Below are 14,160 nucleotides of genomic sequence, written 5' to 3'. Positions count from 1 at the left end.
ACGCGCAGCGTTATAAAGGGAAAAAGGCGCGAAAAAGCGGCAGGCTATCGGCGGGAAATTTTGTCTTTCCGTAGACTGTCGCTGCGATACGCCGTCACGACGACGGACACGCATAATTCGTCTCGGAGAAAGTCGCATGAAAAAGCTGACGTCCGCCGCCACCCTAGCGATCGCAGCCGCCGTTCTCGCGTCGAGTCCGGTTGCCTTCGCGCAATCGTCCAGCACCACCGCATCGTCGTATTCGCCGCCGCAGACCGAGCACAAGAAGAAGCCCAAGAAGCCCAGGAAGCCCAAGTCGGCGACCAACGGGCAGTCGCAGTAGGCCGGCATCGACGCGACGATAACCGTTCGACGCAGCAGAAACACCCGTTGGAAAAAAACCCGCATCGTTCATCACGCGATGCGGGTTTTTCGTTTTCAGCAAACAGTCAAACGCGGTCAAACGCAGAATAAGCGCGCTCAGACGCCCCAGAGAATATCTTTGCCGTCCTTCTGCGCGAGCCGCATCATGTCGAGGAACGGATACGCACGCTGCGCGAGTCCGATGGGAATTTCATGCGGCTCGTGGCCTTCCTCGCCTTCGTGGAAGTGGCCGTCGTGCTCGGCGCGTTCTTTCTTGTCGCTGCTGACTGCGGCTTCGAGCTTCTCGATGGACGAGGGCAAGTCCTCGTGCGTGATGACGCCGCGCTCCGTGAGCTGTTTCCCGATGATGCCGAGCAGGTATTCCGCCAGGTTCTCCAGCATCATGACGTCCGGTGCGGCGGGTGATTTGAATGTGATCAGCATGGCATGGTCCTTTGCTTTATGTTGGGTTATAGGCGGTTTGCAAGAAGGCGGTTTGCAAGCAACGCGCCGATGAGCCGGTCTCCCTGACAACGTGACAACACCCTGATTCGACATATTAGCACCTGCTAAAATCCCCACTTCACAGGGTTAAAACCGGGCCAACTGCCGCTCCGCGCGTCAACGAAGGGTGCGCTGAGCGATGAACATGGCAAGCGGCGCCGCTCGCATCGCGGATCGCGAACGCGCGGTTCACCCGCGGTTCATTGTCACGACGTCGCACCCTTCCGGACCCGCTCCACTGGATCACTTTCAGCATGCTGCCCGCACACAAACACACTCTCGAAACGCTCCTCACCGACGCGGTCAAGCAGGTCGCGCAAGCCACCCAGGGCGCCAGCGAAGCGGCCTTCGTCGCGCCGGCCATCGTGCTCGAACGGCCGAAGGTCGCCGCGCACGGCGACGTCGCCTCGAACGTCGCGATGCAGCTCGCCAAGCCGCTGCGCGCCAATCCGCGCCAGCTTGCGCAGCAGATCGTCGATGCCTTGCTCGGCGCCGAGCTGGCCAAAGGGCTGGTCGAGAGCGCGGAAGTCGCGGGTCCCGGCTTCATCAATCTGCGTCTTGCCGCGACGGCGAAGCAAGCCGTGATCCCGGCCGTGCTGGACGAAGCCGCCGCCTATGGCCGCTCCACCCGCGACGCCGGCCGGCGCGTGCTGATCGAGTTCGTTTCGGCGAATCCCACCGGGCCGCTGCACGTCGGCCATGGCCGTCAGGCGGCGCTCGGCGACGCGCTCTCCAACCTGCTCGGCACGCAGGGCTACGACGTGCACCGCGAGTTCTACTACAACGACGCGGGCGTGCAGATCAACAACCTCGCCATCTCCACGCAGCTGCGCGCGCGCGGCCTCAAGCCGGGCGACGCGGAATGGCCCGACGCGGCCTATAACGGCGAGTACATCGCCGACATCGCGCGCGACTATCTGTCGGGCGAAACCGTCGCGGCGAAGGACGGCGATCCGGTGAAGGGCAAGGGCGACGTCGAAGACCTCGAAGCCATCCGTCACTTCGCGGTCGCGTATCTGCGCCACGAGCAGGACATGGATCTGACCGCGTTCGGCGTGAAGTTCGACCAGTTCTATCTGGAGTCGTCGCTGTACAAGGAAGGGCGCGTCGAGAAGACGGTCGCGGCGCTCATCGACGCCGGCAAGACCTACGAGCAGGACGGCGCGCTGTGGCTGCGCACCACCGACGACGGCGACGACAAGGACCGCGTCATGAAGAAGTCCGACGGCACCTACACGTACTTCGTGCCGGACGTCGCCTATCACGTGACCAAGTGGCAGCGCGGTTTCACGAAGGTCATCAACGTGCAGGGCTCGGACCATCACGGCACCATCGCGCGCGTGCGGGCCGGGCTGCAGGGACTGGGCGTCGGCATTCCGAAGGGCTATCCCGACTACGTGCTGCACAAGATGGTGACCGTCATGCGCGACGGCGAGGAAGTGAAGATCTCCAAGCGCGCGGGCAGCTATGTGACGGTGCGCGACCTGATCGAATGGTCCGGCGGCCTCGCGCCCGGCCACGAGACCGCGCCGGACCAGATCGACGAAGCCACGATCCGCCGCGGCCGCGACGCCGTGCGCTTCTTCCTGATCTCGCGCAAGGCGGACACCGAGTTCGTCTTCGACATCGATCTCGCGCTCAAGCAGAACGACGAAAATCCGGTCTACTACGTGCAGTACGCGCACGCGCGCATCTGCACGATCCTCAACGACTGGAAGGAGCGCTACGCCGGCGATCTGTCGCAAGCCGCGCGCGCCGATCTCTCGCCGTTGTCGAGCGACCGCGCGATGGCCCTGCTCAACAAGCTCGCCGAGTACCCGGACATGCTCCAGCACGCGGCCCTCGAGCTCGCGCCGCATGCGGTGGCCTTCTATCTGCGCGATCTCGCCGGCGAATTTCACTCGTTCTACAATGCGGAGCGCGTGCTCGTGGACGACGAGAAAGAACGCAGCGCACGTATCGCGCTGCTGGCCGCTACCCGCCAGGTGCTCGAGAACGGTCTCGCGACGATCGGCGTCTCCGCTCCCCAAAAGATGTGATGTCTGCCGCCCCCGGCACCGCGCGCCCTGCGAAATCGGACTTTTCGGCGTGCGCGGACGGGAGGCTGGCGCGGATCGGTATTAAGCCACGGCTATAATCGTCGGCCAAACCAGAAGACTTTCTCGCAGGTGATCCAAACGATGGCAAAACCACGTCGCACGACCAGTCAATCCAAGCAGTCGAAGCAAACCGGGGGAACCTTCATCGGCATCGTGCTGGGGCTGATCGTCGGCCTGGCCATCGCCGTCATCGTCGCGCTGTACATCACCCGCGCACCCACGCCGTTCGTCGCGAAGGTCGCGCCGCCGGCCTCGGATGCCAACTCCGCGCCCGCCGCCGCGCAGCCGTATGACCCGAACCGTCCGCTGCAGGGCAAGACGCCGGGCCAGCCGGTGCCGCAAGCCGCGCAGCCCACGCCGCCGAATACCGCGCCGGGCCAGACCAACAACCAGACGCAGTCGTCGGGCATGCTCGACGAACCGCAGATCGTCGAAGTGCCGCCTTCGGGCGGGACCGATTCGAACCCGAAGGCCGCGAGCTCGGCCACCGTGAAGAAGCCCGAGAACGCGCCGAACGCCACCAGCAACGCCGCCGCCACGCCGCCGAAGGGCGGTTCCGCACCGGCCACCGCCAAGACCACGCCGCCCGCGCCGGGCGACGTGAACACCGGCTACTTCTTGCAGGTCGGCGCGTACAAGACTCAGGCCGACGCCGAACAGCAGCGCGCGCGTCTCGGCTTCCAGGGTTTCGAATCGCGCGTCACGCAGCGCGATGCGGGCGGTGTGACGTACTATCGCGTGCGGATTGGTCCGTTCGCCAAGTTCGAGGACATGAACACGGCGCGCCAGCGTCTGTCCGATGCCGGCGTCGATACCGCCGTGATCCGTTTCTCGCGGCAGTAAGCAGCGCATCGGGGTCGGGCGCCTGCGCCGTTGTCGATCCATGGCGTGGGCGAACGCGAGGATCGGCGGCGCCGGACTTCGCCCGAGCATGGTTTAAGCACGGCTTAAGCATCGTGTGTCCCACTTGAGGGCCTCTTTTTTTTAGCCTCCGCGACTCTTTTGCTTTCACTCTCCCATCATGAAAAAACTGTTTAGCGCGTTCGCCCTGTCCCTCGGCATTGCTGCCGCCTCGATGAGCGTCGCGAGTTCGGCCATGGCCGACCCCACCGCCGGCAAGGACTACTCCGTGCTGCAGGCGGCCCAGCCGGTCGGCGCGCCCGCCGGCAAGGTGGAAGTCATCGAGTTCTTCTGGTACGGCTGCCCGCACTGCAACGAGTTCGAGCCGTTTATCGAGGCATGGGAGAAGAAGCAAGGGCCGGACGTCGTGTTCAAGCGCGTGCCGGTGGCGTTCCGCGACGACTTCATCCCGCACTCGAAGATGTATCACGCGCTGGACGCACTGGGCGTTGCCGAGAAGGTCACGCCGGCCGTGTTCAACGAGATCCACGTGAAGAAGAACTACCTGCTGACGCCGCAGGCGCAGGCGGACTTCCTCGCCACGCAAGGCATCGACAAGAAGAAGTACCTGGACGCCTACAACTCGTTCTCGACGCAAAGCGCCATCCAGCGCGACAACAAGCTGTTGCAGGACTACAAGATCGACGGCGTGCCGACGGTCGTCGTGCAGGGCAAGTATGAAACCGGCCCGGCCATGACCAACAGCCTGCAAGGCACGACGCAGGTGATGGACTTCCTGGTCCAGCAAGTTCGCGACAAGAAGCTCTGATTCCCTCGTCAAGCACGCCGGTATGAATGCAGTTCGCCTGAAGGTCTTCATCACCGGCGCATCGAGCGGCATCGGCCAGGCGCTGGCCGAGCATTATGTGCGGCGCGGCGCCGTGGTCGGTCTGGTCGCCCGGCGCGCCGACTCCCTCGCGGCGTTCGCCGCCAGGTTCCCGCAAGCCTCCCTTTCGCTGTATCCCGTCGACGTGCGCGACGCCGCCGCGCTCGCCGATGCCGCGCGCCGTTTCATCGACGAGCACGGCCCGGCGGACGTCGTCATCGCCAATGCCGGCGTGAGCCGCGGCGTGCTGACCGGCGAAGGCGATCTCGACACCTTCCGCGCCGTGATGGACATCAACTATTACGGCATGGTCGCGACCTTCGAACCGTTCATCGCCTCGATGACGGCCGCGCGACATGGCACGCTCGTGGGCATCGCGAGCGTCGCGGGCGTACGCGGGCTGCCGGGCTCGGGCGCGTACAGCGCCTCCAAGGCCGCGGCGGCGAAATATCTGGAGTCGCTGCGCGTGGAGATGCGTCCGCTTGGCGTGAGCGTCGTCACGATCGCGCCGGGCTATGTGCGCTCTGAAATGACCGCGCACAATCCCTATCCGATGCCCTTCCTCATGGATGCCAAGCGTTTCGCCGGGAAGGCTGCGCGGGCGATCGAGCGCGGCGTGCCTTATGCGACCTTCCCGTGGCAGATGCGCGTTGCCGGCATGCTGCTGCACGCGCTGCCGCGCTGGCTCTACGACAGGCTCTTTGAACGCGCGCCACGCAAGCCGCGCACGCCGCGTACCCACGAGTCATAAAAAAACCGGCTGCGCTTACACGCAGCCGGTTTCACTTCAAGCGCACATCGGGAATCAGAACGCCACGAACGCCGCGCCGTTCGACACCTCATACCCCACATACACGTGCCGGCCGAAGAAGAACGGCAGGCCGAAGTCGAACATGTTGCTCAGACCCAATTGGCCGCCGAGGCTGTCGAACGCGTACTTCGAGCCATCCGCCGTCAGCGTGCGCGCGCTGACGAGCTGGAACGGCACGATCGCGGCATTGCCTTCGCTGCCGGCGATCTTCGCCGACAGCGATTGCTCCGAACCCGGACAGTAGAACGCGTTGTCATTCGAGCACAACGTGTAGTTGTCCGGGAAGAAGTTGCCGTTCGATCCCGAATCGAAGAAGGTCGCGAGGGTGTTGCCCTTGTAGATGCCGGTCAGGTTGCCGTACGGGTCGGTACCGTACTTCGTCACGCCCGTGAGCGCATTGTTGCTTTGCGTCCCTATGCCGAATATCAGCACGCCGGTCGCGCTGGCTGCGCCGCCGTCAGGCACCGGCGGCAACTGCACGATCACGCCGTTGTTGTCGGCCGCGAACCGGGTGACGGGATTCGTGACCTGCTGTGCCACCGGCACCGTGGTGCCCGTGCAGTTCGTGCCGTTGTTGCACGAGTAGTACATCTGGTTGAGCGCCGACGTCGTACACAGGCTGCCGCAATCCGCCGCCTGCGGCCCGATGCCGAGAATCCCGTTCGCACCGATCTGATCCGTCGAGTTCTCGTCGTTGCCGGACGGGCAGCCGTTGTCGCCCGTCGGCGCGGCCGATGCGCTCAGGTCGCCGATGATCTGGACCGGCACGCTCGACGCCACTTCGGAGCCGATCTTCACGTCGGCCGTGCGGACCGTGCCCCAGGTGTAGCCGTCCGCGAAGCCCGCGCATTCCGCGAGCTGGCCGCCATTCGCCGCGGCCACGCCCGGCAGGCTCGTGATGACCGACTGCGCGGCCGAGCCAAGCAGACGCAGGCCATACGATGCGGTATCCACCTGGATGTTGTTGATCGTCTGGCACACCGTGGTGCCGGGTGCGCAGACGGTGACCGAGACATTCGGAATGTTGACGAAGCCGGCCACGCCCGAATTGACGTTGATCGGCACGGCGTTGGTGCCGTTGGGCTGGATGGGCTGGGCCGTCGCCGTGCTGGTGGGGGTGCTGCCGCCGCCCGATCCGCCGCCGCCGGACGAGCCGCCGTTGTTCGAGCTGGAGTTGTTGTCGCTGCCGCCGCCGCAGGCTGCCAGCATGATCGAAAGGAACAACGCGCTCATCCAGCGGACGAAGCCGCCGGTGCGTTGCAGGTTGAGGGCGGGGAAGCCGAGTGTCGTGCGCTGCATGCCGGTATCTCCCGTCGTCTACTGGATGTCGCTGGCGTTGACGCCGGCGGGCAAGGATTGCGGCAGATACGCACGGCCCTGGAAGGCGCCCATGTGACCGCCGGATTCCACGACCAGACCGCTGCCTTGCACACTTACCGGCCCCCGGCCGCCGCGCGCGGCGCGTTGCGCCTTCAGGCCTTGCTGGTACTGGGGAAAGTAGCTGCCGAGCAGCGAGACGAGGTCGGGCATGCGCGGCCCTTTCCAGGCGATGCCGAACACCACATCCTGCGCCGACAGATATTCGTCGATGGTGGTGCCGCTCGGGAGCAGCGTGGACCGCACGGTGTAGCCGGTTGCGGAGCTCGAAGATGCGCCGCTGGCCGTGGCCGCGCGCGCGACTGCCTTCACGGTGGGGGTCGTGGAGCCTTGCGGCGGGGGCATCGCTGAGCCGCCGAGTACGGCATAGGCGGGTGCGGCTGCCCATACGCACAGCGCGCCGACCGCGCCAGCCAATACCTTTGTCAGACGCCCATGACGGGTTTGTTTCGGTGCCTTCACTGGGCCTCCTGTCGGATTTCCGGCCTGCCGCCCTCTCAGAAGCGACTGGCCTCGTGACAATAGAGTGACTGATACGCCACTGTTTTTACACGCCCAAACTTGCGACGTGACTACCGTCAGTATGCCAGCCGGGAGGAATAGGCCTAGCGTTCGCGGACGCGCACATTAAAAAACGCGGAGCGCAAAGAGATGCGCTCCGCGTTATCGCAAGGACCGGGCCCGTCGGGCCGACACCCCGTAAAAGACCGTCAGAAGCCGAGGCTGGCCAGCAGATCGTCCACTTGCGACTGATCCTGCACGACGTCGCTGCGTCCTTCCGGGTTGATCTGCGGCCCGTTGAGAAGGCCTTCCGGACTGCCGCTCGCCGACGACATCAACGCCGCCGCCGATGCCGCGAACTGCTCGCGGCGCTCGGGCGCGATGTTTTCGAGCAGCACGCCCAGCAATTGTTGCTCGATCAGATACACGACGTCCGTGATTTTCTTGATTACCTGACCGGTGAGATCCTGGAAATCCTGCGCGAGCATGATTTCCAGCAGTTGCGCGTTGGTTGCCTGCGTGCGTTCCGGCACGCTCTGCAGGAACGTGCGGGTTTCGGCGAGCAGCGCGCCCGCTTCGGCCTGGGCGAGCGGCGCCTCGTACCAGCGGGCCCAGCGCGCGTCGAGCGCCTGGGCTTCGCCCTGCATCGCTTCCTGCATCGGCTTGGCGAGTTCGATGGCGTTGAGCGCGCGCTCGGCGGCCTGCTCGGTCATCGTCGCGACGTACTTCAGGCGGTCGCGCGCGTCGGGCACGGCCTGCGCCGCGGCTTCGACCTGCTTGTCGAGACCGAGCTCGCGCATCGAGTCGCGCAGTGTGCGCGTCAGCTGGCCGATGCGCGCGAGAATGCGGTCGCTCGACGCGTCGCCCTCGGCTTCGGCCGCGGAGGCGACCGCGGCTGCCAGTTCAGTGGTCAGATCGTTCACGATCAGCTCCCCGCTTTGGCCATCTTCTCGAGAATCTTGGACAGCTTCTCGTCGAGCGTCGCGGCGGTGAAGGGCTTCACCACATAACCGTTCGCGCCGGCCTGCGCCGCCGCGATGATGTTCTCCTTCTTCGACTCGGCCGTGACCATCAGCACCGGCAGATGCGCGAGCGCCGCGTCGGCGCGGATCTGCTGCAGCATCGCCAGGCCGTCGAGGTTCGGCATGTTCCAGTCGGTGATCACGAAGTCGAAGCCGCCGCCGCGCAGACGCGCAAGACCGGCCGCGCCGTCCTCGGCTTCATCGACGTTGCCGTAGCCCAGCTCCTTGAGCAGGTTACGCACGATACGGCGCATCGTCGGAAAATCGTCGACGACGAGGATCTTCATGTTCTTGTCCATCATTACTCCCGTGTGTTCTCAATGCGGCTGCGCCGCTCAATCCAAAAAAACTCAGACGCGCTGCACGCGTTCGCCCATCGAGGCGAGCCGCGCCATGACGCGGCGGCTTATTTCCGTCAGCGGCGCGACTTCGCTCGCGCCACCCATTGCAATTGCTTCGCGCGGCATGCCGAACACCACGCAACTTGCTTCGTCCTGTGCCAGCGTGTACGCGCCCGCCTGCTGCATCTCGAGCAGACCGGCGGCGCCGTCGCGGCCCATGCCGGTCAGGATTACGCCGATCGCGTTCTTGCCCGCGTGCTGCGCCGCCGAATGGAACAGCACGTCGACCGATGGCCGGTGCCGGTTCACCGGCGGCGCATCCGAAAGATGCGCGACATAGTTCGCGCCGCTGCGCGCAAGCACGAGGTGCGCATGACCCGGCGCGATGTACGCATGGCCCGGCAACACGCGCTCGCCGTGCTCCGCTTCCTTCACGGTGATGCGGCACAGACCGTTCAGACGCTGCGCGAACGACTTCGTGAAACCCGGCGGCATGTGCTGCGCGATCATGACCGCGGGCGCGTCGGGCGGCAGCGGCGTCAGCACTTCGCGGATCGCCTCGGTGCCGCCCGTCGAGGCGCCGACGATCACGAGCTTTTCCGTCGAAACGAGCGGATTGTTGAAATGCGGCGCCGGCTTGTGCGGGCTCGCCTGCGCCGGCGCGCTCGCCGGATGCGCGTGCTGCCTGACGCGTGCGCGCGACGCGGCGCGGATCTTGTCGGCGAGCTTCTCGGCATAGTCGAGCATGCCGTCGCGAATGCCGACCTTCGGCTTCGTCACGAAATCGACCGCGCCGAGTTCGAGCGCGCGCAGCGTGATCTCGTTGCCGCGCTCCGTCAGCGACGACACCATCACGACCGGCATCGGCCGCAGGCGCATCAGCTTCTCGAGGAAATCGAGACCGTCCATGCGCGGCATTTCGACGTCGAGCGTCAGCACGTCCGGGTTATGCAGCTTGATGAGTTCGCGCGCGACCAGCGGGTCCGGCGCGGTCGCGCACACCTGCATGTCGGGTTGCGAATTGATGATTTCGGTCATCAGGCTGCGCACGAGCGCGGAGTCATCGACGCACAGCACCTTGATCTTCGGCGCAGCGGATGTTTTTGCGGGGATCGCGTGATTCAGGCTCATGCTTCCTCCGGCGTTTTCGTGCCGCGCAGGCTGCGGGCCGCATGGCCGAACAGTTCCACGCGCGGCTTCGCGAGCGTGCTTGCCGAACTGGTGAAGAGTTCGACGCGCGGTTTTGCAGCACCGGCATTCGACTGGAACAGTTCGACACGGGCACGCGCCCGGGCGAGCCGTTCGGCGCGCTCTTCCGGCGTGCGCTGCACCAGCGCCTGCTCGCGCTCGACCACCACGGGGTCGTGCTGCGTCTTCAGTTTCTTGACCATGACCTGACCCGAACGCGGCATGAACGCGACCTTGCGCGGATGCATGCCCTGCAGGTCTTCCGCGACGATGCGGATCTTTTCCAGCGCGAGATAGCGGCGCACGAACTCCGAGTTGCGGTCGCCGATGTTGATCGTCGTCATGCCCGCAAGCACCGCGCCGCCGCCGAACACCTTCGCCTCGAAGCGCTCGCGCCGCCCGCCGCGCTTGATGAGTTCGTTGATGAGCACTTCCATCGCGTAGGCGCCGTAGCGCATCGAGTCGGAGGACGCATGGGACGCATCGGAACCGTCGTCGGGCAGCATGAAATGATTCATGCCGCCGATGCCCGCCGTGCGGTCGTTGATGCACGCCGCCACGCACGAGCCGAGCACGGTGACGAGGACCATGTCCTCGCTCGTCATGTAGAACTCGTTGGGCAGCAGCTTGACGCCCGGCTTCTTGAAGTGATTGTCGTAATAGAGATTCGACGCGATAGGCAGTCCGCTCATGCCGCCTCTCCCGCCAGCGCGCGTGCGCTCTTCGACGCCGCGCCCGGCTTGGCGTCGCGCGCCAGTTCGTACACGGTCTGGCCGCGCAGCCTGAAGGCCTGCGACACATAAGTGAAGTTTTCCGAATGCCCCGCGAACAGCAGCGCACCCGGTTTCATCAAGGGCTCGAAGCGCGACAGCACCTGACCTTGCGTCGGCTTGTCGAAGTAGATCATCACGTTGCGGCAGAAGATGACGTCGAACGGGCCTTTCACGTCGTAGCGCGCATCGGTCAGGTTCACGCGGCCGAAGTTCACCATCGCGCGCAGCTCGGGACGCACCTTCACGAGGCCCGCATGCGAACCCGTGCCCTTCAGGAAGAAGCGCTTCAGGCGCTCGACCGGCATGGTCTTGACCTGGTCCAGCGAATACACGCCGGCATCTGCCTTGGCCAGCACTTGGCTGTCGATGTCGCTGGCGAACACCGTGCACTGGCGCGCCGCGTGTTCGCCCAGCGCCTCGACCAGCGTCATCGCGATCGAATACGGCTCCTCGCCGGTGGACGCCGCCGAGCACCACACCGAGAACGGCTGCTGGCGGCGCTTGACGAACTCGGACAGGATCGGAAAGTGATGCGACTCACGGAAGAACGCGGTGAGGTTCGTGGTCAGCGCATTGACGAACGCTTCCCACTCGGCGTTGTCCTCGTGGGTTTCGAGGCGGTCGAGATAGTGCTTGAACGTGTCGATGCCGCAGGCCCGCAGACGGCGCGCCAGACGGCTGTAGGCCATGTCGCGCTTGTGGTCCGAGAGCGAGATGCCCGCGCGCCGGTGAATCAGCTCGCGGATGCGGGCGAAGTCCGCCGCCGTGAATTCGAAATCGCGCTCGACTTCGCCGCGCACCGGGGCGGGCAGATCGAGGCGCGGGTTGCGCGTGGCCGTCATGATGATTCGTGCTTCCCCGGCATCGCTGCCGATGCCTGATGTGGCGTGTCCGTCGCGCTCGCAAACTGCGTGGCGTGGGAAGACCCTGCGCCCGCGCGACGTCCCGGCGTTCCGAAGAAACGCTGCTCGTCGATAATGTCGCGCGCTGCCTGCATGGTCGTTCCGTTTCGCACTTGATTGAATGAAGGCTTAGAAGGTTTCCCAGTCGCCGTCGTCGGCGGTCGTCGCCTTGACGCGCGGCGCGGGCATTGCGGCCGGTGCGCTTTTGCGCGGCGCGGGAGCGGCCACTTTCTTTGCCGGTTCCTTCGCGGCTACCTTTGCAACTTCCTTGATAACGGCCGCTTCCGTCACGACGTTAGGCTCTGCCGCAACTTTCGCGGACTGAACCGGCTTCGACGGCTTGAACGCGCTTTTCAGGACAGCAGGCCGCGTCGGCTCGATGCGCGCAGCCGGCGCGAGCCGGGCGGCGGCCGTCGTGGCGCTGCTGCGCACGGGCGCGGCACCGTCGACACGCCATTGCGCGACGACGCCCTTCAACTGACGCGTCTGCTCTTCGAGCGACGCAGCGGCGGCCGCCGCCTGCTCGACGAGCGCGGCGTTCTGCTGGGTCACGCTGTCCATCTGCGTGACGGCGCGGTTGACCTGCTCGATGCCGTCGGACTGTTCCTCCGACGCCGCGCTGATCTCGCCCATGATGTCGGTCACGCGACGCACGGCCTGCACGATCTCGCCCATCGTCGCGCCGGCGCGCGCCACGAGTTCCGTGCCGCTGTCCACTTTGGCGGACGAGTCGCCGATCAGCGCCTTGATTTCCTTGGCCGCCGCCGCGCTGCGCTGTGCGAGCGAACGCACTTCGCCCGCGACCACCGCGAAGCCGCGGCCTTCCTCGCCGGCGCGCGCCGCTTCCACGGCCGCGTTCAACGCGAGGATGTTGGTCTGGAACGCGATGCCCTCGATCACCCCGATGATGTCGACGACCTTGCTCGAACTCGACGCGATCGCATGCATGGTGTCGACGACCTGCTCGACCACCTCGCCGCCGCGCGACGCGATATCCGATGCATTCACGGCCAGCTGGCTCGCCTGGCGTGCGTTGTCGGCGTTCTGCTTCACCGTGCTGGTGAGCTGCTCCATGCTCGACGCCGTTTCCTGCAGCGATGCCGCCTGCTCTTCCGTGCGTTGCGACAGATCCGTGTTGCCGCTCGCAATCTCGTGCGCGCCGACATCGATCGATTCCGCACCGCGATGCACCGCGCCCACCATCGTGGTCAGATTGCCGCGCATGCGTTCGATGCCCGCGAACAGGCGGCCGATCTCATTGCCCTGGTTGCTGTGCGCGGTGTGCGTGAGGTCGCCGTTCGAGATGCGGTCGAAATGCTCGACCGCCTCGTTGATCGGCTTGACGATCAGGCTCGCCAGCGCCATGCGCGTGCCGATCAGCATCAGCACCGCCAGCGCAAGCACCGCGCCGATCGTCACGTTGAGCGCGGCGACCTGCGACGCCGTGCTCGCACGCGCACGCTCGGCATGATCCTGTTGCGCGGCGACGGCGGTCGTCACGGCCTGGTCGAAGGCGACGAACATCGGGCTGATCTTCGTGTCGGCGATCGCGTGATACGCGGCCATGTCCTTGGCGCGGATCGCGGCGAACTCCGGCTCCACGCCCGTGTTGAGCAGCGCGTCGTGCTGCGTGACGAGCGCGTCGAGAATGTCCTTCGGCAGCGTCGGCTTCGACGTGTCGAGATAGAGCTTCCAGTTCTCGTTGCTTTTGCCGAGCAGATACTGGCCGCGTTCGATCGCCTTCTGCGCTTCCGCATCGTTGCCCGCCTCGGCGAGCGAACGCACGCGGTCGAGCGTGACGCGCGAGCGCAGCAGATACGACGAGGTTTCGGACAGCGCGCGCATCGCGGTCATGTCCTGCTGCGCGAGCGATGTGAGCGCGGAGTTCGCAGCGTTGAGACCGGTGAGCGCGAGCGCGCCGATCACCGCTGCGCAGCCGGCGAACAACAGACCGACGAGCGTGAGCGTCGTGCGGATCGACAACTTCTTCAGCATGGCTTCGTTCCTGCTTGGCTAAGTGCGTTTCATGCGCCGACGGCGTCGATCAATTCCATCTCGCGGCTCGTCATGAGCTTCTCGATGTCCATCAGGATCAGCATGCGGCCTTCGACGGTGCCGAGGCCCGTCAGGTATTCCGTGGCCAGCGTGCCGCCGAATTCCGGCGCGGGCATCACCTGCTCTGCGGTGAGCGTGAGCACGTCGGAGACGCCGTCCACCACCATGCCGACCACGCGATGCGCGACGTTCAGGATGATCACGACGGTCTGGTTGTCGTAGTCGACCCGGCCGAGGTTGAACTTGATGCGCATGTCGACGATCGGCACGATGATGCCGCGCAGGTTGATCACGCCCTTGATGAAGGCGGGCGCGTTGGCGATGCGCGTGACGTTGTCGTAGCCGCGGATCTCCTGCACCTTGAGAATGTCGATGCCGTATTCCTCGGCGCCGAGCGTGAAGACGAGGAATTCCTGTCCGGCGGCTTCGGCCTGTTGCGCGTCGCGGCGCGTGACGCTCGACGGCGCTGCGTTGATCGATTGAATGTCTGCCACGAGAGCTCCCTGTGTCTTTCGTCTG

The 14,160-nt window shown here is 65.5% G+C and carries 15 protein-coding genes; 5 read left to right on the top strand and 10 right to left on the bottom strand.

Annotation, left to right across the window (positions count from 1 at the left end; all coding sequences use genetic code 11):
• The first annotated feature begins 136 nt into the window (after window positions 1-136).
• Entirely contained in the window at window positions 137-322 is a 186-nt protein-coding gene (locus QCE83_RS00590; protein WP_309807034.1) for a hypothetical protein, read from the top strand.
• A 137-nt stretch (window positions 323-459) separates the two neighbouring features.
• On the opposite strand, the gene QCE83_RS00585 is transcribed toward QCE83_RS00590, so the two are convergent.
• Window positions 460-786, bottom strand: coding sequence for a DUF1840 domain-containing protein (locus QCE83_RS00585; protein WP_309807033.1), 327 nt, complete (start codon window positions 784-786; stop codon window positions 460-462).
• Window positions 787-1,100: 314 nt separating this feature from the next.
• Between QCE83_RS00585 and argS the strand changes: the two genes are divergently transcribed.
• The 4 genes from argS to QCE83_RS00565 all read left to right on the top strand — a co-directional run bounded on the left by argS (window position 1,101) and on the right by QCE83_RS00565 (window position 5,422).
• A complete protein-coding gene (argS, locus tag QCE83_RS00580) occupies window positions 1,101-2,885 on the top strand; it encodes an arginine--tRNA ligase (RefSeq protein ID WP_309807032.1) in 1,785 nt (594 codons plus the stop codon).
• Between the two features lie 141 nt (window positions 2,886-3,026).
• Entirely contained in the window at window positions 3,027-3,788 is a 762-nt protein-coding gene (locus tag QCE83_RS00575) for an SPOR domain-containing protein (RefSeq protein WP_309807031.1), read from the top strand.
• Between the two features lie 178 nt (window positions 3,789-3,966).
• The gene (locus QCE83_RS00570) at window positions 3,967-4,614 is read left to right on the top strand and encodes a thiol:disulfide interchange protein DsbA/DsbL (RefSeq protein WP_309807030.1); all 648 of its coding nucleotides are present in this window, start codon (window positions 3,967-3,969) and stop codon (window positions 4,612-4,614) included.
• 22 nt (window positions 4,615-4,636) lie between these two features.
• Window positions 4,637-5,422 carry an SDR family oxidoreductase gene (locus tag QCE83_RS00565; protein WP_309807029.1) on the top strand — a complete coding sequence of 262 codons (786 nt, stop codon included), beginning with the start codon at window positions 4,637-4,639 and terminating at the stop codon, window positions 5,420-5,422.
• Window positions 5,423-5,476: 54 nt separating this feature from the next.
• Here the strand turns inward: QCE83_RS00565 and QCE83_RS00560 are convergent, their stop codons facing one another.
• From QCE83_RS00560 to cheW, 9 genes are all read right to left on the bottom strand, one after another.
• Window positions 5,477-6,781, bottom strand: a complete 1,305-nt coding sequence (locus QCE83_RS00560) for a DUF3443 domain-containing protein (protein WP_309807028.1) — start codon at window positions 6,779-6,781, stop codon at window positions 5,477-5,479.
• A gap of 18 nt (window positions 6,782-6,799) precedes the next feature.
• Complete coding sequence (locus QCE83_RS00555; protein ID WP_309807026.1) at window positions 6,800-7,321, bottom strand: DUF2844 domain-containing protein; 522 nt, start codon at window positions 7,319-7,321, stop codon at window positions 6,800-6,802.
• 248 nt (window positions 7,322-7,569) lie between these two features.
• Complete coding sequence (gene cheZ / locus QCE83_RS00550) at window positions 7,570-8,262, bottom strand: protein phosphatase CheZ (protein ID WP_309811318.1); 693 nt, start codon at window positions 8,260-8,262, stop codon at window positions 7,570-7,572.
• A 23-nt stretch (window positions 8,263-8,285) separates the two neighbouring features.
• The gene (gene cheY / locus QCE83_RS00545; protein ID WP_309811315.1) at window positions 8,286-8,681 is read right to left on the bottom strand and encodes a chemotaxis response regulator CheY; all 396 of its coding nucleotides are present in this window, start codon (window positions 8,679-8,681) and stop codon (window positions 8,286-8,288) included.
• 51 nt (window positions 8,682-8,732) lie between these two features.
• Entirely contained in the window at window positions 8,733-9,854 is a 1,122-nt protein-coding gene (locus tag QCE83_RS00540; protein ID WP_309807025.1) for a chemotaxis response regulator protein-glutamate methylesterase, read from the bottom strand.
• Window positions 9,851-10,603 carry a chemoreceptor glutamine deamidase CheD gene (gene cheD, locus QCE83_RS00535; protein WP_309807024.1) on the bottom strand — a complete coding sequence of 251 codons (753 nt, stop codon included), beginning with the start codon at window positions 10,601-10,603 and terminating at the stop codon, window positions 9,851-9,853. The genes QCE83_RS00540 and cheD overlap by 4 nt, the downstream gene beginning before the upstream one ends.
• Window positions 10,600-11,526, bottom strand: a complete 927-nt coding sequence (locus tag QCE83_RS00530) for a CheR family methyltransferase (RefSeq protein ID WP_309807023.1) — start codon at window positions 11,524-11,526, stop codon at window positions 10,600-10,602. Before QCE83_RS00530 ends, cheD begins: the two co-directional genes overlap by 4 nt.
• Before the next feature lie 189 nt (window positions 11,527-11,715).
• Window positions 11,716-13,581: a methyl-accepting chemotaxis protein gene (locus tag QCE83_RS00525; protein ID WP_309807022.1), complete on the bottom strand. Its 1,866-nt coding sequence runs from the start codon at window positions 13,579-13,581 to the stop codon at window positions 11,716-11,718.
• Window positions 13,582-13,610: 29 nt separating this feature from the next.
• Window positions 13,611-14,135, bottom strand: a complete 525-nt coding sequence (cheW, locus tag QCE83_RS00520; protein WP_309807021.1) for a chemotaxis protein CheW — start codon at window positions 14,133-14,135, stop codon at window positions 13,611-13,613.
• Between the last annotated feature and the right edge of the window lie 25 nt (window positions 14,136-14,160).

This window comes from Caballeronia sp. LZ034LL (assembly GCF_031451215.1).
Taxonomy (GTDB): domain Bacteria; phylum Pseudomonadota; class Gammaproteobacteria; order Burkholderiales; family Burkholderiaceae; genus Caballeronia.
Note: the sequence above shows the minus strand (reverse complement) of the source record. Positions and strands in the feature narration are given on the sequence as shown.

Excerpts from the sequence above, each read along its gene's own strand:
- QCE83_RS00585 (WP_309807033.1), bottom strand. The coding sequence starts at position 786 with ATGCTGATCACATTCAAATCACCCGCCGCACCGGACGTCATGATGCTG.
- QCE83_RS00565 (WP_309807029.1), top strand. The coding sequence starts at position 4,637 with ATGAATGCAGTTCGCCTGAAGGTCTTCATCACCGGCGCATCGAGCGGC.
- QCE83_RS00560 (WP_309807028.1), bottom strand. The coding sequence starts at position 6,781 with ATGCAGCGCACGACACTCGGCTTCCCCGCCCTCAACCTGCAACGCACC.
- QCE83_RS00570 (WP_309807030.1), top strand. The coding sequence starts at position 3,967 with ATGAAAAAACTGTTTAGCGCGTTCGCCCTGTCCCTCGGCATTGCTGCC.
- QCE83_RS00575 (WP_309807031.1), top strand. The coding sequence starts at position 3,027 with ATGGCAAAACCACGTCGCACGACCAGTCAATCCAAGCAGTCGAAGCAA.
- QCE83_RS00540 (WP_309807025.1), bottom strand. The coding sequence starts at position 9,854 with ATGAGCCTGAATCACGCGATCCCCGCAAAAACATCCGCTGCGCCGAAG.
- cheY (WP_309811315.1), bottom strand. The coding sequence starts at position 8,681 with ATGGACAAGAACATGAAGATCCTCGTCGTCGACGATTTTCCGACGATG.
- QCE83_RS00525 (WP_309807022.1), bottom strand. The coding sequence starts at position 13,581 with ATGCTGAAGAAGTTGTCGATCCGCACGACGCTCACGCTCGTCGGTCTG.
- QCE83_RS00590 (WP_309807034.1), top strand. The coding sequence starts at position 137 with ATGAAAAAGCTGACGTCCGCCGCCACCCTAGCGATCGCAGCCGCCGTT.
- cheD (WP_309807024.1), bottom strand. The coding sequence starts at position 10,603 with ATGAGCGGACTGCCTATCGCGTCGAATCTCTATTACGACAATCACTTC.
- argS (WP_309807032.1), top strand. The coding sequence starts at position 1,101 with ATGCTGCCCGCACACAAACACACTCTCGAAACGCTCCTCACCGACGCG.
- QCE83_RS00530 (WP_309807023.1), bottom strand. The coding sequence starts at position 11,526 with ATGACGGCCACGCGCAACCCGCGCCTCGATCTGCCCGCCCCGGTGCGC.